The sequence below is a fragment of the Bradyrhizobium lablabi genome (assembly GCF_018129385.1).
Taxonomy (GTDB): domain Bacteria; phylum Pseudomonadota; class Alphaproteobacteria; order Rhizobiales; family Xanthobacteraceae; genus Bradyrhizobium; species Bradyrhizobium lablabi_C.
In genome coordinates this window covers 573,086-594,362 of the sequence record NZ_JAFCLN010000002.1, presented here as the reverse complement: position 1 = coordinate 594,362, position 21,277 = coordinate 573,086, and the positions used below count along the sequence as shown (strand labels likewise).

The window sequence follows — 21,277 nt, the reverse complement described above, 5'->3', positions numbered from 1 at the left end:
ACGCCTCCTGCCGCGGGCACGGGGGTAGGGACTGTTCCGGCAATGCTGCACGCTGCTTCTCCGGCCGTCTTTCAGGCCGCCATCAGCCCGTCACCTTTCGCACCCTCTTATTTGTCACGCGGCATCCGACCGCGCCCAAGGAGCTCCATCATGAACGGTTTGGTTCGCGCCGCCGTATTTTGCGCAACGCTGGCGCTTGGCCTGGCATCGGCGCACGCCGCCGACAAGGCCTTCAAGCGCGACGACCTCGCCGATTCCGCGATCAAGCTGGAAGCCCAGATCAAGAGCGAGGCGGGCGCCGTCGCCAAATCCAATGCAACGCTGAAAACCGATGCGGATACCGCCTTCAAGCGGATGGACTTCCGCACCGGCCTACAGATCCTCGGCCAGATCGCGGCGACCACGCCGGAGGATGCCGGTAACTGGCTGCGGCTGGCGCGCACAATCTTCCAGATCCGCGCGTCCTCTTCCAGCGAGCAGACCTTCCTGTTGGAGCGCGCCTCGACCGCCGCCTACATCGCCTATCAGCGCGCCGGCAATACCGGCGAGGAAGCCGAAGCGCTCGCCGTGCTCGGGCGGGCGATGTCCGACCGGAAACTTTGGCGGCCGGCGCTGGACGCGCTGCGGCTGTCGCTGGATTTGCGCGAGGTCGCCGACGTGCGCGGCCAGTATGAGAAGATGCGCGACGAGCACGGTTTTCGCCTGCTCGACTACACCGTCGATTCCGATGGTGCGACGCCGCGGGCATGCTTCCAGTTCTCCGAAGAGCTCGCCAAACGCGTTGATTTCTCGCCGTTCGTGGCGCTCGCCGGCAGCGACAAGCCAGCGCTCTCCACCGAAGGCAAGCAGCTTTGCGTCGAGGGCCTGAAACACGGCGAGCGCTACAACATCAATCTGCGCGCCGGCATGCCGTCCGGCGTGAAGGAGGGCCTGCCGAAGTCGGCCGAATTCAACATCTATGTCCGCGACCGCAAGCCTTTCGTGCGTTTCACGGGCCGCGCCTATGTGCTGCCGCGAACCGGCCAGCGCGGCATTCCGCTGGTCAGCGTCAACACACCGGCGGTCAACATCAACGTGTTCCGGATCGGCGACCGCAATTTGATCAACACGGTGATCGGCGGCGATTTCCAGCGCGCGATCAGCCGCTACGAGCTTTCCGATCTCGGCGACGAGCGGGGCGTAAAAGTCTGGTCGGGCGAGCTTGCGACCGCGACCACGCTCAACCAGGACGTCGTCACCGCGTTCCCGGTCGACCAGGCGCTCGGCGACCTACAGCCCGGCGTCTATGTGATGACGGCCGCCGCCAAGAATCCCGGCAGCGACGATGATTACCAACTCGCCACGCAATGGTTCATCGTCTCCGACATGGGCCTGACGGCGTTCTCCGGCAATGACGGCGTGCATGTGTTCGTCAATTCGCTCGCCTCCACCGAGGCGGTCTCCAAAGCCGAAGTGAAGCTGGTCGCGCGCAACAACGAAATTCTGGCGACCCGCAAGACCGACGACGCCGGCCATGTGCTGTTCGAGGCGGGGCTTGCCCGCGGCGAGGGCGGGCTGTCGCCGGCCATGCTGACGGTGATGAGCGACAAGGGCGACTACGCGTTCCTCAACTTGAAGACCAATGCCTTCGACCTGACCGACCGTGGCGTCGCCGGGCGGGCGGTTCCTGCCGGAGCCGATGCCTTTGTCTATGCCGAGCGCGGCGTCTACCGCTCCAACGAGACTGTCTACCTGACCGCGCTGGTGCGCGACGGGCAGGGCAACGCCGTCACCGGCGGGCCGCTGACCATGGTGATCGAACGCCCCGACGGCGTCGAATACCGCCGCGCGGTGCTGCCGGACCAGGGGGCCGGCGGGCGGACCATGTCGATCGCGCTCAATTCGGCCGTCCCGACCGGGACCTGGCGGGCGCGCGCCTTTACCGACCCGAAGGGTTCCTCGATCGGCGAGACCTCCTTCATGGTTGAGGACTACATTCCCGAACGGATCGAATTCACGCTTTCCGCCAAGGAGAAGCAGATCCAGGCCGAAGTTCCGGTGGAGCTTAAGGTCGACGGCCGCTTCCTCTACGGTGCGCCGGCCTCCGGGTTGCAGCTCGAGGGCGACATGCTGGTGACGACGGCCGTCTCCGGCCGGCCGGGCTATCCCGGCTACCAGTTCGGCGTGGCGGATGAAGAGACCGCCAGCAACGAGCGTACCCCGATCGAAAGCCTTCCGGAGTCCGACGCCAACGGCGTGGCGACCTTCCCAGTGAGCCTTGCCAAAGCCCCGACCTCGACCCGCCCGCAGGAAGCGCAGATCTTCATCCGCATGGCGGAAGCCGGCGGCCGCGCGGTCGAACGCAAGCTGGTGTTGCCGGTGGCGCCTGCCGCCAATCTGATCGGCATCAAGCCGCTCTTCCAGGACAAGAGCGTCGCCGAGGGCGACAAGGCCGAATTCGACGTCATCTTCGTTGCGCCCGATGGCAAGCAGCTTTCGCGCAGCGGGCTGCGCTACGAGTTGATGAAGGTCGAGTCGCGCTATCAGTGGTACCGTCAAAACTCGTCCTGGGAATATGAGCCGGTCAAGTCGACCCGGCGCGTCGCCGACGGTGATATTGATCTCGCCGCTGACAAGGCGTCGCGGGTGTCGGTCTCGCCGCAGCCCGGCCGCTATCGTCTCGACGTCAAGTCGACCGAACAGGACGGGCCGATCACCTCGGTGCAGTTCGATGTCGGCTGGTATTGGGAAGGTAGCGCGGAAACGCCGGACCTTCTGGAAACCTCGATCGACAAGCCGGAGTATCAATCCGGCGACACCATGGTGGTGTCGGTCAATGCCCGCACGGCCGGCAAGCTGACCATCAACGTGCTCGGCGATCGCCTGCTGACGACGCAAAGCATCGACGTCAAGGAAGGCACCGCACAGGTCAAGATTCCCGTCGGCAAGGATTGGGGCACCGGCGCCTATGTGCTGGCGACCTTGCGCTGTCCGCTCGATGCCGCCGCGCAGCGCATGCCCGGCCGCGCGATCGGGCTAAAGTGGTTCGGGATCGACAGAAAGAGCCGCACGCTCGCCGTCAATCTCACACCGCCTGATCTCGTGCGTCCCGGCTCTACGCTGAAGATTCCGGTCAAGCTCGGCGGGCTAAATCCCGGCGAGGACGCCAAGATTGTCGTTGCCGCGGTCGATGTCGGCATTCTCAACCTCACCAACTACAAGCCGCCGGCGCCGGATGATTACTATCTCGGCCAGCGCCGCCTGACCTCGGAGATCCGCGACCTCTACGGCCAGTTGATCGACGGCATGCAGGGCACCCGCGGCCAGATCAGGTCGGGCGGCGACGCCTCGGGAGGCGAGTTGCAGGGCAGCCCGCCCACGCAAAAGCCGCTGGCGCTCTATTCCGGCATTGTCACCGTCGGCGCCGACGGTTCGGCCGAGATCAGTTTTGACATCCCCGAATTCGCCGGCACCGCGCGGGTGATGGCGGTGGCGTGGACCTCCACGAAACTCGGCCGCGCCACGGTCGATGTCACCGTGCGCGATCCCGTGGTGCTGACCGCGACCTTGCCGCGCTTCCTGCTCAACGGCGACAAGGGCACCATGAGCTTCGATCTCGACAACGTCGAGGGCGCGGCGGGCGACTACATCGTCAATGTCAAGATCGTAGGTCCCGTGAAGGTGACTGGTAATCCCGCGATCACGGCGAAACTTGCCGCCAAGCAGCGCACCTCGATGCAGCTCGCGCTGGAGGCCGGCGGTGCGGGCACGGCGAATATCGACGTCGACATCAAGGGACCGAACGGGCTGACGCTGGCGCGGCACTATGCGCTCGACGTCAAACCGGCCAACCAGATCCTGGCGCGCCGCTCGGTCCGCACCTTGGCGAAGGGCGAGAGTCTGACGCTGACCTCGGACATGTTCTCCGATCTGGTCTCGGGCACCGGCGGCGTCTCGCTGTCGGCGAGCCTGTCGACCGCGCTCGATGCGGCCACCATTTTGAAGGCGCTCGATCGCTATCCGCACGGGTGTTCCGAGCAGATCACCAGCCGCGCGATGCCGCTGCTCTATGTCAACGACCTCGCGGCCAGTGCGCACCTTGCCATGGATACCGCCGTCGACCAGCGCATCAAGGATGCGATCGAGCGGCTGCTGGCCCGGCAAGGCTCCAACGGCTCGTTCGGCCTGTGGTCGGCCGGCGGCGACGACGCCTGGCTCGATGCCTACGTCACGGACTTCCTGACCCGCGCCCGCGAAAAGGGATTTGCGGTGCCGGACGTGCTGTTCAAGAACGCGCTCGACCGCATCCGTAACTCGGTGGTGAACGCCGAGGAGCCGGAGAAGAACGGCGGCCGCGATCTCGCCTATGGCCTCTATGTGCTGGCCCGCAACGGGGCAGCGCCGATCGGCGACCTCCGCTATCTCGCCGACACCAAGCTTGGCAATCTCGCGACTCCGATCGCAAAATCGCAGCTTGCGGCGGCGCTGGCGCTGGTCGGCGACAAGGCGAGGGCGGAGCGGGTCTATGCCAACGCGCTGGAAGCGCTCAACCCGAAACCCGTGCTGGAATTCGGCCGCACCGATTACGGCAGCGCGCTGCGCGATGCCGCAGCTTTGGTGTCGCTCGCCAGCGAAGGCAACGCGCCGCGCGCGACGCTGACGCAGGCGGTGCAGCGGGTCGAGGCCGCGCGCGGGCTTTCGGCCTACACCTCCACGCAGGAGAATGCCTGGATGGTGCTGGCGGCGCGCGCGCTGGCCAAGGAGACGCTGAACCTCGACATCGACGGCCAACCGGTGAAGACCGCGGTCTTCCGCAGCTACAAGGCGGAGCAGATGGCGGGCAAACCGATCCGCATCACCAACACCGGTGAAGCGCCGGTGCAGATGGTGGTTTCGGTGTCGGGTTCGCCGGTCACGCCGGAGCCGGCCGCTTCCAACGGCTTCAAGATCGAGCGCAGCTATTTCACGCTCGACGGCAAGCCGGCCGATATCAGCAAGGCGAAGCAGAACGATCGCTTTGCCGTGGTGCTGAAGGTCACCGAGGCCAAGCCGGAATACGGGCACATCATGGTGTCCGACTATCTGCCGGCCGGGCTTGAGATCGACAATCCGCGCCTCGTCTCGTCCGGCGATAGCGGCACGCTCGACTGGATCGAGGACGGCGAGGAGCCTGAGAACACCGAGTTCCGCGACGACCGCTTCACGGCCGCCATCGATCGCGCGGCCGACGATCAGGCGGTATTTACTGTCGCCTATATCGTGCGCGCGGTATCGCCCGGCAAATACGTGCTGCCGCAGGCCTATGTCGAGGACATGTACAACCCCTCGCGCTACGGCCGCAGCGGCACCGGTACCGTTGAGGTTCGTTCGGCGAAATGAGCGAGCGTGCAGACCATACTCGCTCTTTGTCGTGCCCGGGCTTGACCCGGGCATCCACGGCTGTTGCCGCGACGAAAGAAGACGTGGATGGCCGGGACAAGCCCGGCCATGACGGCGGCGGTGGTGGGCGATTGCGCAAAGTCGCCATCGGATTCGCGATTGCTCTGTTTGTCGTCCTCGCAACCTTTGCCGGCTGGGTCATCTCGCTCGGGCCGCTGCCGCTGGAGCAGGCGCGCCAGGTCTCCACGACGATCGTCGATCGCAACGGAAAGCTGTTGCGCGCCTTTGCGATGGCGGATGGACGTTGGCGCCTGCCGGTGAGTGCCAAGCGCGATGTCGATCCGGGCTATCTCAAGCTGCTGCTCGCGTACGAAGACAAGCGCTTCTACTCCCATGCCGGTGTCGATCCGCTCGCGACGGGACGCGCAACGCTGCAACTGGTGACGCGCGGCCACATCGTATCGGGCGGCTCCACCATCACCATGCAGCTCGCGCGGCTGATGGAGCCGCGGCGCGAACGGTCGGTCCATGCAAAGCTGCGGCAGATGGTTCGGGCCGTCGAGCTCGAGAGCAAGCTCTCAAAGGACGAGATCCTCGATCTTTATCTTGCGCTGGCGCCATTCGGCGGCAATCTCGAAGGCGTCCGCGCCGCGTCGATCGCCTATTTCGGCAAGGAGCCGAAGCGGCTGTCGCTGGCGGAAGCCGCCTTGCTGGTAGCCTTGCCGCAATCGCCGGAAAACCGCCGTCTCGATCGTCACCCTGAGGCAGCGCATATCGCGCGCGACCGCGTGCTCGACCGCATGGTCGAGGAGGGCGTCGTGTCGCGCGAGGACGTGGTGCAGGCCAAGACGGTAACGATACCAAAACTGCGCAAGCCGATGCCGATCCTGGCGCCGCACTCCTCCGATGCGGCCGTTGCCATCATCAGGGGTCAGCCGGTGATCCGCACGACGCTGGATCTGAGTCTGCAAAAGACGCTGGAAGCCCTGGCGCGCGACCGCGCGCTGGCGCAGGGGTCCAATATTTCGGTCGCGATCATCGCGGTCGACAACGAGAGCGGCGACGTGCTGGCACGCGTCGGCTCGGCGGATTATTTCGATGAGCGGCGGGCGGGGCAGGTCGACATGACCCGCGCAGTACGCTCGCCGGGCTCGACGCTGAAGCCGTTCATCTATGGCCTTGCTTTCGAGGATGGCTTTGTGCATCCCGAAAGCCTGATCGACGACCGGCCGATCCGCTTCGGCAGCTACGCGCCGGAAAACTTTGACATGACCTTTCAGGGCACGGTGCCGGTACGCAAGGCGCTGCAATTGTCGCTGAACGTGCCGGCGATTGCGTTGCTCGATCGCGTCGGTTCCAGCCGGCTGTCCTCTCGGCTGAAGCAGGCTGGCACCAGCCTGGTACTGCCGAAGGACGAGGCGCCGGGTCTCGCCATGGGCCTCGGCGGCGTCGGCGTGAGCTTGCAGGACCTGGCGCAGCTCTATGCGGGGCTGGCTCGGCTCGGCAGCACAAAACCGTTACGCGAGATCGTGAGCGCCCACGACGATCGCGAAGCGATGCGGCTGATGGATCAGGCCGCCGCCTGGCAGGTCGGCAATGTCCTGATCGGCACGCCGCCGCCGGAGAACGGCGCGCATAACCGCATCGCCTTCAAGACCGGCACTAGTTACGGCTATCGTGACGCCTGGTCGGTCGGGTTCGACGGCAAGCTGACCATCGGCGTCTGGGTCGGCCGTCCCGACGGCGCGCCGGTGCCGGGGCTGGTCGGCCGCGCGGTCGCAGCCCCGATCCTGTTCGATGCCTTTGCCCGCACCGGAAAGTTGCCCGCCGCGCTCCCAAAGCCGCCCAAGGGCGTGCTGGTCGCGGCCAACGCAAAACTGCCGCTGCCGCTGCGGCGGTTCCGCCCGATGGGCGAACTGGTGCGGACCGGCAGCGAGCAGGCGCCGCGTATCCAGTTCCCGCTGCACGGCTCGCGGATCGACGTCGACCGCACCGACGGACAGTCGTCGGCCATGCCGGTCAAGGTCGCCGGCGGGGTTTTGCCCATGACCGTGCTCGTTAACGGCGCCACCGCCGGCGAAATCGACAGCCGCCGCCAGCGGCTGGTCGAGCCGCCCGGGCCGGGGTTCGCTCGCCTCACCGTGATCGATGCCACGGGCGCGGCGGACACAGTTGTCATCAGAATTCAATAAAAGCACCCTAAGCGGTTGTCCGGATAGCGGTTTCGGCGTAAGCGGGAACCGATGGCTGAGACCTACCCCCGACCCCGGTTTGGTGAGCCGCGCGAGCCGAAAAACCGGGTGAATCCGGGTAGCCGGCTGGCCGGCGTGATCGACTATGTCTCGTCGAGCCACGCCCGGGCGGTCGCTTTCCTGCTGGTTTGTGCGGCGCTGCTGTTCCTGCCCGGCTTCTTTACCATCCCGCCAATCGACCGCGACGAGGCGCGCTTTGCGCAAGCCACCAAGCAGATGGTCGAGAGTGGCGATTTCATCGACATCCGCTTCCAGGATGACGTCCGCTACAAGAAACCGGTCGGCATTTATTGGCTACAGACCGTAGCGGTCGAAACCGCGTCCGCGCTCGGATTGCCGCGGGCGCAGGCGCGGATCTGGCTTTACCGGATTCCCTCGCTGATCGGCGCCACCGGCGCGGTGCTGCTGACCTACTGGACGGCGCTCGCCTTCGTCACCCGGCGCGGCGCGATCTTCGCCGGTCTCATCATGTGCAGTTCGGTGCTGCTGGGAGCCGAAGCGCGGCTCGCCAAGACGGACGCCATGTTGCTGTTCACCGTCGTTGCCGCCATGGGTGCGATGGCGCGGGTCTATCTGTCCTGGCAGCGCGGCGAGGATTCCGAGCGCCCGCCCTGGAGCTGGCCCGCGATCCTCTGGACGGCGATTGCCGGCGGCATTTTGCTCAAGGGCCCGCTGATCCTGATGTTCGTCGGACTGACCATCGCCGCGCTCGCGATCCTCGATCGCAATGCGTCCTGGCTGTGGCGGCTGCGTCCGCTTTGGGGCCTGATGTGGACCCTGGTGCTGGTGCTTCCGTGGTTCGTCGCGATTTTCTGGCGCGCCGGCCAGACCTTCTTCACCGATTCCGTCGGCGGCGACATGCTCGCCAAATTCGCCGGGCAGGAGTCGCATGGCGCGCCGCCCGGACTCTATCTGCTCCTGTTCGTGGTGACTTTCTGGCCCGGCGCGCCGCTGGCGGGCCTGGCGGCGCCGGCGATATGGCGGGCGCGGCGCGAGCCGGGCGCGCAATATCTGCTGGCCTGGGTGATCCCGTCCTGGATCGTGTTCGAGCTGGTGCTGACCAAGCTGCCGCATTACGTGCTGCCGCTGTATCCGGCCATCGCGATCCTCACCGTCGGCGCGATGGAGCGGAACGTGCTGTCGCGCTGGCCATGGCTGGTGCGCGGCGCCGCCTGGTGGTTCGTGATCCCGGCCGGCGCATCGGTGCTGGCGATCGTCGGCGCGATCACGCTGACGCGCCAGCCGGTGTTTTTCGCTTGGCCTTTCGTCGCCGCGGCGCTGATCTTCGGATTGTTCGCCTGGTGGCTGTATGAAGACCGCTATGCCGAACGGTCGCTGCTCAATGCCGTGGTGTCGGCAATCTTCCTTGCCTTTGCGATCTACGGCGTCGTGGTGCCGGGGCTGGCACGGTTGTTCCCGAGCGTCGAGGTTGCGCGCGCGCTCCGCAATGTCTCCTGCGTCGGACCGAAGGCTGCTTCCGCCGGCTTCCATGAACCTAGCCTCGTCTTCCTGACGGATACGGCGACGCTGCTCACGGACGGCTCCGGCGCCGCCGATTTCCTGCGCCAGGGCAGCTGCCGGTTTGCGCTGGTGGAGTCGCGTTCGGAGCGGAACTTTGTCGCGCGGGCCGAGGCCATCGGGCTGCGCTACCGGGTTGGACCGCGGATCGACGGCTACAACATCTCGCAGGGCAAGGCGATCTCGATCGCGATCTTCCGCTCCGAAGGGACGGAGTGAAGATGCCCACGACGTCGAGCGTCACCGTTCCGCAGAACTACGCCTCGCGTTTGCTTGCCACGTTCCGGGCGTCGCTGGCGCAACTCGTGCGCGCGCCCTCGCATTCGCGCCGCGCCGAGGCGAGGCGGCGGTCGGCGCGCCACGTGCTGTGGCTCAGCGCCGGCATCGGCGTGGCGATCATCGCACTGATGTACTGGCTCGACGCGGCCGAAATCCAAATGATGCCGAAGCGCGGCACGCCAAGCCTGTGGCCGCTGCGCATCCTCACCGATTTCGGCAAATCGGCCTACGTGCTGTGGACGCTCGCGGGCCTGCTGTTCGCAGTGCTGATCGTCTCGGCGGCATTCCGCGGCACCGCGCGATCGCTGCTGCTCGGGCTCGGCACGCGGCTGCAATTTTTGTTCCTGGCCGTGCTCGTTTCGGTGCTGACGGGCGAAGTGCTCAAATGGATCGTCGGGCGCGGCCGGCCGTTCGTCGGCGGTGAAGCCAATGCGTTCCATTTTTCGCATTTCGACGGCAGTGAGGCCTATCAGAGCCTGCCGTCCGGACATGCGATAACGGCCTTTGCGCTGGCGTTTGCGGTGTCCGCCCTGTGGCCGCAATTGCGCATCGTCATGCTCGTCTACGCGCTTCTGATCGCGATGACTCGCCTGGTGCTGCTCGCCCACCACCCGAGCGATGTAGTGGCGGGCGCGCTGGTCGGCGTGATCGGCGCGATGTTCGTGCGCCACTGGTTCGCGGCACGGCGGCTGGCGTTCGCGATCGGCCCCGGCGGCACGGTTTTGCCGCTGCCCGGCCCATCCTTCGAGCGCTTCAAAAGGGTTGCCCGCAACCCGTTCGGCCCATAATAAGCGGTCGCCGCGGCCCCGGCCGGTTCCGCAGGCAAGCCAACTGGAACGAGAGCGCCGACTTGCCTGCTTCCGACAAAAAAGTGGACGTTTCCATCGTCGTGCCCGTGCGCAACGAGGCCGAAAATGTGGCGCCGCTGGTCAAGGAAATCGTCGCTGCGCTCGACGGTCGGTGGCCCTACGAGATCATCTATGTCAATGACGGCTCGACGGATGCGACCGGCGAACGGCTCTCGGAATTGATGAAGCGCCAGCCAGAATTGCGACAGCTCCGTCACGCCACGTCCTTTGGCCAGTCGGCGGCGGTGCGCAGCGGCGTCCGTGCCGCGCGCGGCGAGATCGTGGCGACGCTGGACGGCGACGGGCAGAACAATCCGGCGTTCCTGCCGAAGCTGATTTCAGCCATTGAGAAGGGCGGTAGCCGCGTCGGCCTCGCAGCCGGCCAGCGGGTCGGCCGCAAGGACACCGGCTTCAAGCGATGGCAGTCGCGCACCGCCAACGCCGTGCGCAACGCCATCCTGCACGACGGCACCCGCGACACCGGCTGCGGGCTGAAAGCGTTCCGGCGCGAGGTGTTCCTGTCGATGCCCTATTTCGACGGGCTGCATCGTTTCCTTCCGGCGCTGGTCCGCCGCGAAGGCTTTGACATCGCCTATGTCGACGTGGTCGACCGCCCGCGTCATTCCGGCGTGTCCAACTACGGATTCTTCGACCGCCTCTGGATCGGGATCCTCGATCTCGCCGGAGTGTGGTGGTTGATCCGCCGCAAGAAGCCGACGCCGGTTGCGACGGAGGTGCAGTGATGCTCATTCAATACGGGCAGGCGCTTGGCGATTATCTCTACGACGTCTTCGTCGCCAAGTTCGACTTCTGGCTCGCGTTCGGCCTGGTCGCGCAACTGTTTTTCACCGCACGCTTCCTGGTGCAGTGGATCGCGAGCGAGCGCGCCGGGAACAGCGTGGTGCCGATGGCATTCTGGTTTTGCTCGATGGGCGGGGGGCTGATGACGCTGGTCTATGGCATCGTCAAGCGTGAGCCGGTCATCATCCTCGGGCAGGCGCTGGCGACTATCATCTACGTCAGGAACATCATGCTGATCGTGAAGAACCGCGGCACCGGCTCGAAGACACTGGATCGCTAGAGCAAAAGTCGCAAAACAACCCCATGCACAGTAGCGCTCGGTTGCCTCAGAGGTACTATAGAACCTCTACATTCAGTGCCCGGGTGCTGGCAGTGACGCGGCCGTCACCTCGCTCTCCACCGCACGATAGGCCTCCAGTTCGCCTGCGGCATCCAGCACGGGATAAGCGACCGAGCAGATATGCGAATGGATACGCCGGAGGTCGCGCAGCACGTCCAGATGCAGCGACGTGGTCTCCAGCGTTTCGGGCCGGCCTTCGCGCAACCGGTCGAGGTGCCGCTCGATGGCGGCCAGTTCGGTATTGCGAAGCGCTGTCTTCTCGGCGAGCAGCTTGCGGGCTTCGTTGACGTCACCCGACATGAATATGCCGAAGGCAATCCGCAGCGAATCCATCACGCGCTTGTGGAAGGCCGAGAGTTCTTCGGCACCCTCCGGCGAGAACTGGAAACGGCGCTTGATCTTCTTGGTGGCGAGCTCGCTGAGGTTCTTGTCGATGATGTCGCCGATATGCTCGAGATTGATGGCGAAGGAGACGATTTCCATCGCCCGCTTGCCCTCGCGCTCGTCGAGACTGCCGCGCGTCAACTTTGTCACATAGAGCTTGATGGCCTCGTCCAGCTTGTCGACGCGGTTGTCCATCCGGGAGACCTCGTCGACCAAAGCGCGGTCGTCGTTCATCATCGCCGCCATCACCTTGCGCAGCATCACCTCGACATGATCGCCCATGTGCAGGGTTTCGCGTGACGCGTCGGCCAGCGCCAGCGAGGGAGTCTCCAGCGCGCTTTCGTCGAGATAGCGCGGCCGCGACGGATCTGCTTCCTTTACCCGTTTCGGCAGAAGGGTCTTCAGCAGCCGCGCCAGGCTGTCGAGCACGCCGATGAAGAGCGCCGCGGTCCCTACATTGAAGGCGATGTGAAAGGCAGCCGTTGCCTTCGCGAGGTCCGGCTGCAAGCCGGGCAGGCTCTCGCTGATCGGCCGCAGGAATGGCGCCACCAGCAGGATCCCGACGAGGCGGTTGATGAGATTGCCGAGCGGCAGGCGATAGCTCGCCGGATTGTCGCGCCTCGTGCCTTCGAAGATCGGGTTGATCGCGCTGCCCAGATTGGCGCCGAGCACCAGCGCCAAGGCTGCGAAAGGCGTAACGAAATGCGCATAGGCCAGCGACATGATCAAGAGCACGCTGGCGACGCTGGAATGCACGGCCCAGGTTACGACCGCGCCGATCAGGATGCAGAGCACGGGATCGCCGGTGATCGCATTCATGAACACGCGCGCGCCGGGTGCGCTCTCCGCCGGCGCAAGCGTATCGATCAGGATATGGAGCGCCAGCAGCATCAAGCCGAGCCCGATCGCGACGCGGCCGAGGTCCTTGATGCGCGAGCGCGGCCCGCTGCGGAAGGCGACAAGGCCGATGATGAAAAGGACAGGCGCAACGGCGGCGACGTTGAAGGACAGCACCTGCACGATCAGCGTGGTGCCGACATTGGCGCCGAGCATGATCGCAAGTGCCGGCACCAGGCTGACGATGCCTTCGGCGGTGAACGAACTCGTGATCAGCGCGGTGGCGGTGCTGCTCTGGAGCAAAGCCGTGAGCCCGAGGCCGGCGGCGAACGCCGTAAAGCGGTTGCCGAGGCCCTTGGCCAGCAACTGCCGCAGGTGAGGGCCGAACGCGCGCAGAATCCCGCTGTGGACCATGTGCAGGCCCCACAGCAGTAGCGCCACGCCGCCCATCAAATCGAGAAGAACCATGGTTCCCATTTCCGCCAACGCCTCGAAAATCGAGTCGAACAGTCAGGCTACCGGTAAAAGGCCACCGATCAACCCTTGATTTCTGCGTGAGCCGGCGGCCGGCGAAGGCCCGGATTGCGTCAACGCTTGTGCTCGCATGAGGGCAGGCCGCCTCACGTAAATGAAATCGGAAGGCATTCGTTACATTGCAAGCTATTCCGCTAGCCGGATTCCAACACTTGCCCTTTATCAATAGCGGGGAACCGGATGGACAACACTCAGCGAGACTCGGGGACGGCATGTTTGCAAGCCTGCGGAAGAACGATTTTGTTGATCGGCGCAAGAGCGAGCGCCAGGCGTGCAGGCGGGGGGCCAAGATTCAGTTCGGCACCGGCACCTTGCCGCGTGACTGCATCATTACGGATATCTCGGCTGGCGGCGTGAAGGTCGTCGCCGAAAACGTCGATGTGCCCCCGCAATTCACGATCATCCTCTCGGCCGGCCGGCCGCGGCAGTGCCGCCTCGCCTGGCGGATTGGCTACGAGTTCGGTGCCGAATTCGTCGATTAGCCTGAGCCTCCGAACGTTTCAGAGCCGGCGCTTCCACGCGACCGTTGCTGCGCGCTGCTTTTCCCATTGCGTAACCGGATGGTTGGATTAGCCCCGCAAGGCCTTGCCAGCCAGCAGGCTGATCAGTTCCTGCTGGCGCGAGAGGCCTGTCTTCGACAGGACGGCCTTGACCTGGCTGCGGACCGTCTCAAGGCTGACGCCGGCCGTCTCGGCAAGCGACTCGATGGTTTGGGCCATGCCGATGCCCCGCGCCACGCGGGCCTCGGCAGGGGTCAGATCGAACAGGCCTTGCAGCACTTCAGCCGCCGGCACGGCAGCGCGATCCACCGGCGTCACGACCAGTAGCGCCGTCGACTGCGTGAAGATGTCATGCGCGGCGCCGCGAACCGGCAACAGATGAAGCACCATGGGAATACGCTCCGGCGTTGCCGCGACGGCGATGGACTTCACGGCACCCCGGCTGCCACCTGGCAGCGTCTCGAGCGCTACAGCGAGAAGTGCGTCGGCTCCCCGATCGGCGACGGCCAAGCGGTGCATCCGGTCCTGGAACAGCGACGGCATCAGCGCCTCGAACAGCGCGTTGGCCGCAAACAGTCGGCCGCGGCCACGCAGAACAGCGCCGGGGATGCCCAAAGCCTGCAAGGCTTCCGCCTGCGCCTTCGCCTTCTCGAATCCCAGCCGGTTGGCCGTCAGCGTGGAGCGCGCCAGATGCGGACGCAGTCCGTCGAGGAATGTGACGACCTCGCGCGGCACCGGACCGTCCTCGTGATGTCGAAACATGATCATCGATATCGAATCTCCGATCGGCATTGGAATGATCGTTCCGGCGCGATAACCTAGCCCGTGTTTTCGATAGAAGTTCCGGTAGACGTAGTCTGTTTCGATTTCGTGTTCCGTGAACAGGTCGGCATCATTGACGAAACCGGGGTGGTTGAGCGCGTAGGCGCGCTTGATCGCCTGGTCACGCTGGCTCCATTCACCTTCCAGGAACAATTTCATTACCTCGGCCAGTTCGGCCGTGGCGACGCCACTTGCGTATCCATCGCGGACCGCGAACAAGACGCCGCCGTTGCCTCCGATCGGCATGCTAAGCTCGCCGAGAACGGCCGGCCACTGGGACGGCAATAGGCCCGCCTCGTAAATGCGATCAATCAGATGGTCGGAATCGGCGGTCATTAATCACCACAAAAGCTGCGCCGTCACCCTACCCAAATGCGGCTGAGTAGCTAACGGTCTCACGCGGGAAATTTCCGAGATCGTTAAGACGGCGAGCCGATGCGGTACGACATCGGCAACCTTCGAGGCGGGCGAATCGGAAATACGTCCCGGCTTCAGCTCTGTGGTCCCTCAGGCATCAGAAGGTTCGGCAGGAAGAGCGACACGAGGAGCCCATGAGGCGTGGATCGCTTAGTGGGCGCGCAGGCGGTTGGGGTAAATTGCCGCTATGGGGGAGACGTGCCCCATTTGGGTGATGTCAACATTTTTCCGGCTGCCTATTTTTTCGAGCAAGTCGACCAGAAGGTTTTTAACGCAATCAATTTTCAAGATGGGTCAATTGAGCCGCGTTCATTTCGAAGGCTGCGCCGATGCGCGCCCTGTGGCTGTTCCGGCCGCTTTTACTCAGCGCCCGCCCGGCGCAAAGCTGCATCGCGACAGTCGCCGTCATCCGACAAGAACCTGATTTGAGGCCCGGCGCGGCAGCCGGGCAATTGGGAGAACATGCAGTGACAATCGTTTCGAAGGTCGGCAGCGAAATCCTGGTCAATACCGCGACGGCGGGTTCTCAGACCTACGCACAGATCACGGCACTGGCGAATGGCAGCTTCGTGGTGACCTGGACTGACCCAAGTCAGGGCGTCGGCGGCACGGGCGGCGATAGCAGCCTTACCGCCGTGAAAGCGCAGATGTTCGCGGCGAGTGGCGCGAAGGTCGGCAGCGAAATCCTGGTCAACACAGCGACGTCAACCGACCAAATCGTCCCGCAGATCACGGCGCTGTTGGACGGCGGTTTCGTGGTGACGTGGACCGACTTCAGTGAAGGCGTCGGTGGCGCAGGTGGCGACACCAGCAATACCGCCGTAAAGGCGCAGGTATTTTCGGTCAGCGGCTCGAAGGTCGGCAGCGAAATCCTGGTCAACACGGCCACGACGGGCGATCAGTCCTTACCCACGATCACGACGCTATCGAACGGCGGCTTCGTGGTGACCTGGACCGATTATAGTATGGGGGTGGGTGGAACGGGTGGCGATACCTCCAGCAGCGCCGTCAAGGCGCAGGTGTTTGCGGCCGGCGGCACGAAGGTCGGCAGCGAAATCCTGGTCAACACAGCGACGGCAAGCGATCAGGATAACCCGCAGATCACGGCACTGTCGAATGGTGGCTTCGTGGTGACCTGGAGTGATCTAAGCCAGGGCGTGGGGGGCACGGGCGGCGACGCCAGCGGCTACGCCGTCAAGGCGCAGGTGTTTGCGGCCGGCGGCACCAAGGTCGGGAGCGAAATTCTGGTCAACACTTCGACGGCGAGCCATCAGTCCGGTGCGCAAATCACGTCGCTGTCGAACGGCGGCTTCGTGGTGACTTGGCAGGACTTGAGCGCGGGCGGAGATAGCGGCTACGCCGTGAGGGCGCAGGTGTTCGCTGCCAACGGTACGAAGGTCGGCGGTGAAAGCCTGGTCAATTCCGCAACGGCGGGCGATCAGGTCATCCCGCAGATCACGGCGCTGTCGAACGGCGGCTTCGTGGTGACCTGGCGTGACGCCAGTGCAGGCGTGGGCGGCGCGGGCGGCGACTCCAGCGGTTACGCGGTCAAAGCGCAGGTGTTCGCGGCCGACGGCACCAAGGTCGGCAGCGAGATCCTGGTCAACACCGCAACAGCAAACGAGCAGGCCAACGCCCAGATCACGGCGCTCTCGAACGGTGGCTTCTTGGTAACGTGGGAAGACTCCAGTCACGGCGTCGGCGGAGCGGGCGGCGACAGCGGCGGCACGGCCGTGAAGGCCCAGGTATTCTCAGCCGGCGGCACCAAGGTCGGCAGCGAAATCCTGGTGAACACCGCAACGGCAAGTGATCAGAGCATCCCGCAGGTCACGGCGCTGTCGAACGGCGGCTTCGCGGTGACATGGCACGATAGCAGCCAGGGCGTGGGCGGAGCGGGCGGCGACAGCAGCGGCATGGCCGTGAAGGTGCAGGTCTTTGCGCTCAACGAGGCGCCCGTCAACGCCGCGCCCTCCGCCGTGACGGCAGGCGACAACGGCACTGTTACGTTCTCGGCTAGCCTCAATACCGCCGTCACCGTTTCCGACAATGAGGGAGATGCGCTGACGACGACGCTGGACGTCGTCCATGGTACGCTGACGCTCGGCTCGACCGCCGGCCTCACCAGCGTGTCCGGCAACGGCACCGGGCACGTCGTCGTTTCCGGCTCGCCGGCCGCGATCAATTCGGCCCTGTCAGGTCTTTCCTACCAGGCTTCGCCCGGCTTTGGCGGCAATGATACCCTGACGATATCGACCTCCGACGGCGATGAATCCGACACCGACGTCGTCGCGATCGACGCCCGCGCAGCGGTACCCCACGGCTATGCGAAGGTCGGAAGCGAAATCCTCGTTAACACCTCGACCGCAAACCATCAGACCGGCCAACAGATCACGGCGCTGTCGAACGGCGGCTTCGTGGTGACATGGACTGACCTCGGCGGCGTGGGCGGCGACAGCAGCAATAGCGCCGGGAGGGCGCAGGTATTCACAGCCGGCGGCACGAAGGTCGGGAGCGAAATCCTGGTCAACACCGCAACGGTAACCGATCAGTCCGGTGCTCAGATCACCGCGCTGTCGGACGGCGGCTTCGTGGTAACGTGGGCCGACCTCAATCGCGTCGGCGGCGCGGCTGGCGACAGCAGTTCCTGGGCCGTGAAGGCTCAGGTGTTCGCAGCCGGCGGCACCAAGGTGGGCAGCGAAATCCTGGTCAACACCGCGACAGCGGGCAGGCAGGACTTTCAGCAGATCACAGCGCTGTCGGACGGCGGCTTCGTAGTGACATGGAATGATCTCAGTCAGGGCGTCGGCGGGGCAGGCGGCGACACCGACCTCTACGCCGTGAAGGCGCAGGTGTTTGCGGCCGGTGGCACGAAGGTCGGCAGCGAGATCCTGGTCAACACCGCGACGGCAAGTGCTCAGATCAACCCGCAGATCACGGCGCTGTCGAACGGCGGCTTCGTGGTGACGTGGGATGATTTTAGTCAAGGCGTCGGCGGGGCGGGTGGCGACAGCAGCAATTACGCCGTGAAGGCGCAGATATTTGCGGCCGGCGGCACGAAGGTCGGCAGCGAGATACTGGTCAACAGTGCGACAACAAGTACCCAATCGACCTCGCAGATCACGGCGCTGTCGAATGGCGGGTTCGTGGTGACGTGGCAAGATTTCAGCCAAGGCGTGGGCGGCGCGGGCGGCGACATCTCCGGCTATGCCGTGAAAGCTCAGGTGTTTGCGGCGGGCGGCACGAAGGTGGGCAGCGAAATCCTGGTCAACACCGCGACGGCTGGCGATCAGGACGTCCTGCAGATCACGGCGCTGTCGAACGGCGGCTTCGTAGTGACGTGGCAAGATGACAGCCTGGGCGTGGACGGCGCAGTCGGCGATGGCAGCAGCACGGCGGTGAAGGCGCAAGTATTCGCGGCCGGTGGCACGAAGGTCGGCAGCGAAATCCTGGTCAACACTGCGACGGCTAACGACCAGTCCGGCCAGCAGATCACGGCGCTTTCGAATGGCGGCTTCATATTGACCTGGACTGATCTCAGCGCGGGCGGCGGCGGCGCGAGTGGCGACAGCAGCGGCAGCGCCGTTAAGGCGCAGGTGTTCACCGCTGCCGGCACGAAGGTCGGCAGTGAATTCCTGGTCAACACCGCCACGGCAAACAATCAGTCCGCCGCCCAGATCACGGCGCTGTCGAACGGCGGCTTCGTGGTGACGTGGGATGACGACAGTCAAGGCGTGGGCGGCGCGGGCGGCGACACCATCCTTTCCGCCGTGAAAGCGCAGGTGTTCGCGCTCAACCAGGCGCCGGTCAACGACGTACCGGGCGCCCAGTCGGTGGCCGCGAACACCAACCTGGTATTCAACGCGGCCGGCGGCAATGCGGTGTCGATCTCGGACGCCGACGGTGCTTCCGGCAATCCGACCGTCACGCTGTCGGTCGCGCATGGCGCGCTGACGCTGGGATCGCTCACAGGGCTCACCTTCACCGCGGGCGACGGCACGGCCGATGCGGCCATGACATTCACAGGTTCGATCGCAAGCATCAACGCGGCGTTGGAAGGCCTGCGCTATCGCGCCTCGTCGAACTATACCGGCGCTGATACATTGACGATCACCACCAACGACAACGAAGTCAGTGCCGGCAGCCCGCAGAGCGATGCCGACGGTGTTTCGATCGCCGTCCTTCCCGCAACCTCGCGCGCACCCCACGACTTCAACGGCGACGGCAAGAGCGACATCCTCTGGCGCAACGATGCCGGCGTCGGGCAGATCTGGGACATGAATGGTCCTGCCATTCAGTCGGCAACCTCGATCGGCCTGGTACCCACCAACTGGAACGTTGTTGGCACCGGCGACTTCAACGGCGACGGGAAGACCGATCTGATCTGGCGGAACGATGCCGGCGTCACGCAAATCTGGAACATGGACAACGCAACCATCGCCAGCACCCGCCCGCTCGGCGTGATCCCGTCTGTCTGGCAACTGGCCGGCACCGGAGATTTCAACGGTGACGGCAACACGGATATGCTCTGGCGCAACGACAACGGCACCGTGCAGATGTGGGACATGAACGACGGCGCCATTGTCGGCGCGCATAACCTCGGGGTGATCCCGGCGGCATGGAAGGTCGCCGGCACCGGCGACTTCAACGGCGACGGCAAGACCGACCTGTTGTGGCGCAACGATTCCGGCGTTGCCCAGATATGGGACATGGATGGCGGCAATATCCTGAGCGCCACGTCGCTCGGCTCGATCCCGACCAACTGGGAGGTCGCGGGCGTCGGCGATTTCAACGGCGACAGCAAGAGCGACATCCTGTGGCGCAACGATAGCGGTGTCACACAGATCTGGAACATGAATAACGCCACCATCGACAGCACCCGTGCGCTCGGCGTGATCCCGACGACATGGGAAGTCGGCGCGGTCGGCGATTACAACGGCGACCACATGAGCGACATCGTCTGGCGCAACGACTCCGGCGTCACCCAGATGTGGCAGATGAACGACGGCGCCATCACCCAGGCCACGTCGCTGGGCGTGATCCCAAACAACTGGCAGATCATCGCGTAATGCAGATGCGTTTGGTTGGATCGATCGCCATCCGCTCGGTTCACCTCTCCCAGAGGGAGATGTGAACTTTGGATCCGGCTCCGCTTCACCTCGATCTCATCATGCTTTAAGTGAAGTTGGCTGGGTGCCGGGCGGGGCACCTTGTGCCGCCGGGGGCGAGGGATCATCCGCCGGTGCGTCTCGATCACACGCCGGGTCAGGCCGCTTTTCCGCCCCAAAGACGGCTCGCTTAACCCGAATTTAGGGTTAAGCTGTGAGCATTTCTGGACAACGCTGACGACAGGTCAAGTACGTGTTCCAGAAGTCCTCCCAACAACCTAGATTCACACGGCTTTTTGCAATCGCCGCATCGTTGGCGATTCTGGCGTTGGGGCTGTGTGGCTGCCAAACCTCGGGTCCGTCTGATATCACGGGCTCGATCGGCTCCATCGGCGAAAAACCCGCCAGCCCGCGCATCGACCTTGCGACGGCGCGCGAGCGGCATCGCGCCAATCCAAAGGACGTCGATGCAGCGGTGCAGTACGGCAAGGCGCTGCGCCTCAACGGACAGAAGGCGCAGGCCGTCGCCGTGCTCGAACAGGCCGCGGTCGCCAATCCCGCCAATCAGGCGCTGCTCGCCGGTTACGGCCGGGCGCTCGCCGACAACGGAAATTTCCAGCAGGCGTTCGACGTGCTCGGGCGCGCCCACAGCCCGGAAGATCCGGACTGGCGCATTCTGTCGGTGCAGGGCGCCTCGCTCGATCAGCTCGGCCGCTACGATGAGGCGCGGCAGTACTACACCAGTGCGCTGAAGATCGCTCCGGACGAGCCGACGGTGCTGTCCAATCTCGGACTGTCCTATGTGCTGTCAAAGGACCTGCCGAAGGCCGAAGAGACGCTGCGCCGCGCGCATAGTCTTGCTCCTTCCGATCAGCGCATCCGCGGCAACCTCGCCATGGTGGTCGGCCTACAGGGCCGGACGGAGGAAGCCGAAAGCATCGCCAAGGCCGACCTGCCGCCGGCGGACGCATCCGCCAATGTCGCCAACTTGAAACGGCTGCTGGCGCGCAAGGGCGATGTCAACGATGCGCGGGCTGAGGCCAGGAAGATTTCGGCTCCCGCCACCAGGTAGACGGAGTAAGCCAAACGGTCTTGACCGAGTAGAGACCCCGAACTCGGCGTGGCCGCCCATAACGATTCTGGGCCCACATGCGTGCCCAAAAGCAGCCTGCAAAGTCGATTTTTGCTTTTCAATCGATTGGCCGCACGATACTCTTTCGGCAATTGAAAGTTCCGCTGCGTAAAGCGGATTGATCGCCCCAGGGCGCAAGATCATTTCTTC

At 64.8% G+C, this 21,277-nt stretch carries 11 protein-coding genes; 9 read left to right on the top strand and 2 right to left on the bottom strand.

Annotation, left to right across the window (positions count from 1 at the left end):
• Window positions 1-150 precede the first annotated feature (150 nt).
• The 6 genes from JQ628_RS06145 (at window position 151) to JQ628_RS06120 (ending at window position 11,336) form a co-directional block, all read left to right on the top strand.
• A complete protein-coding gene (locus tag JQ628_RS06145; RefSeq protein ID WP_212220779.1) occupies window positions 151-5,358 on the top strand; it encodes an alpha-2-macroglobulin family protein in 5,208 nt (1,735 codons plus the stop codon).
• The gene (pbpC, locus tag JQ628_RS06140; protein WP_212220776.1) at window positions 5,355-7,550 is read left to right on the top strand and encodes a penicillin-binding protein 1C; all 2,196 of its coding nucleotides are present in this window, start codon (window positions 5,355-5,357) and stop codon (window positions 7,548-7,550) included. The genes JQ628_RS06145 and pbpC overlap by 4 nt, the downstream gene beginning before the upstream one ends.
• 51 nt (window positions 7,551-7,601) lie before the next feature.
• Complete coding sequence (locus JQ628_RS06135; RefSeq protein ID WP_212220773.1) at window positions 7,602-9,347, top strand: ArnT family glycosyltransferase; 1,746 nt, start codon at window positions 7,602-7,604, stop codon at window positions 9,345-9,347.
• Window positions 9,348-9,349: 2 nt separating this feature from the next.
• The gene (locus tag JQ628_RS06130) at window positions 9,350-10,195 is read left to right on the top strand and encodes a phosphatase PAP2 family protein (RefSeq protein WP_212220770.1); all 846 of its coding nucleotides are present in this window, start codon (window positions 9,350-9,352) and stop codon (window positions 10,193-10,195) included.
• Between the two features lie 83 nt (window positions 10,196-10,278).
• Complete coding sequence (locus tag JQ628_RS06125; protein WP_349628024.1) at window positions 10,279-10,998, top strand: glycosyltransferase family 2 protein; 720 nt, start codon at window positions 10,279-10,281, stop codon at window positions 10,996-10,998.
• Window positions 10,998-11,336 carry a lipid-A-disaccharide synthase N-terminal domain-containing protein gene (locus tag JQ628_RS06120; RefSeq protein ID WP_212220764.1) on the top strand — a complete coding sequence of 113 codons (339 nt, stop codon included), beginning with the start codon at window positions 10,998-11,000 and terminating at the stop codon, window positions 11,334-11,336. Before JQ628_RS06125 ends, JQ628_RS06120 begins: the two co-directional genes overlap by 1 nt.
• Before the next feature lie 72 nt (window positions 11,337-11,408).
• Here JQ628_RS06120 and JQ628_RS06115 read toward each other — a convergent pair whose 3' ends face one another.
• Window positions 11,409-13,094 carry a Na/Pi cotransporter family protein gene (locus tag JQ628_RS06115; protein WP_212220761.1) on the bottom strand — a complete coding sequence of 562 codons (1,686 nt, stop codon included), beginning with the start codon at window positions 13,092-13,094 and terminating at the stop codon, window positions 11,409-11,411.
• Between the two features lie 269 nt (window positions 13,095-13,363).
• Between JQ628_RS06115 and JQ628_RS06110 the strand changes: the two genes are divergently transcribed.
• Window positions 13,364-13,633, top strand: a complete 270-nt coding sequence (locus tag JQ628_RS06110) for a PilZ domain-containing protein (RefSeq protein ID WP_212220757.1) — start codon at window positions 13,364-13,366, stop codon at window positions 13,631-13,633.
• A gap of 87 nt (window positions 13,634-13,720) precedes the next feature.
• Here JQ628_RS06110 and JQ628_RS06105 read toward each other — a convergent pair whose 3' ends face one another.
• Window positions 13,721-14,719, bottom strand: coding sequence for a helix-turn-helix transcriptional regulator (locus tag JQ628_RS06105; RefSeq protein WP_212220754.1), 999 nt, complete (start codon window positions 14,717-14,719; stop codon window positions 13,721-13,723).
• A gap of 638 nt (window positions 14,720-15,357) precedes the next feature.
• Between JQ628_RS06105 and JQ628_RS34820 the strand changes: the two genes are divergently transcribed.
• Window positions 15,358-19,956, top strand: coding sequence for a beta strand repeat-containing protein (locus JQ628_RS34820; RefSeq protein ID WP_212220751.1), 4,599 nt, complete (start codon window positions 15,358-15,360; stop codon window positions 19,954-19,956).
• Window positions 19,957-20,308: 352 nt separating this feature from the next.
• On the top strand, window positions 20,309-21,067 hold the full coding sequence (locus tag JQ628_RS06095) for a tetratricopeptide repeat protein (RefSeq protein WP_249127504.1): 759 nt from the start codon (window positions 20,309-20,311) through the stop codon (window positions 21,065-21,067).
• Window positions 21,068-21,277 lie beyond the last annotated feature (210 nt).

Bases quoted from the DNA above. Each gene is read 5' to 3' on its own strand.
- JQ628_RS06145 (WP_212220779.1), top strand. From the start codon at position 151: ATGAACGGTTTGGTTCGCGCCGCCGTATTTTGCGCAACGCTGGCGCTT.
- pbpC (WP_212220776.1), top strand. From the start codon at position 5,355: ATGAGCGAGCGTGCAGACCATACTCGCTCTTTGTCGTGCCCGGGCTTG.
- JQ628_RS06135 (WP_212220773.1), top strand. From the start codon at position 7,602: ATGGCTGAGACCTACCCCCGACCCCGGTTTGGTGAGCCGCGCGAGCCG.
- JQ628_RS06130 (WP_212220770.1), top strand. From the start codon at position 9,350: ATGCCCACGACGTCGAGCGTCACCGTTCCGCAGAACTACGCCTCGCGT.
- JQ628_RS06120 (WP_212220764.1), top strand. From the start codon at position 10,998: ATGCTCATTCAATACGGGCAGGCGCTTGGCGATTATCTCTACGACGTC.
- JQ628_RS06115 (WP_212220761.1), bottom strand. From the start codon at position 13,094: ATGGGAACCATGGTTCTTCTCGATTTGATGGGCGGCGTGGCGCTACTG.
- JQ628_RS06110 (WP_212220757.1), top strand. From the start codon at position 13,364: ATGTTTGCAAGCCTGCGGAAGAACGATTTTGTTGATCGGCGCAAGAGC.
- JQ628_RS06105 (WP_212220754.1), bottom strand. From the start codon at position 14,719: ATGCCGATCGGAGGCAACGGCGGCGTCTTGTTCGCGGTCCGCGATGGA.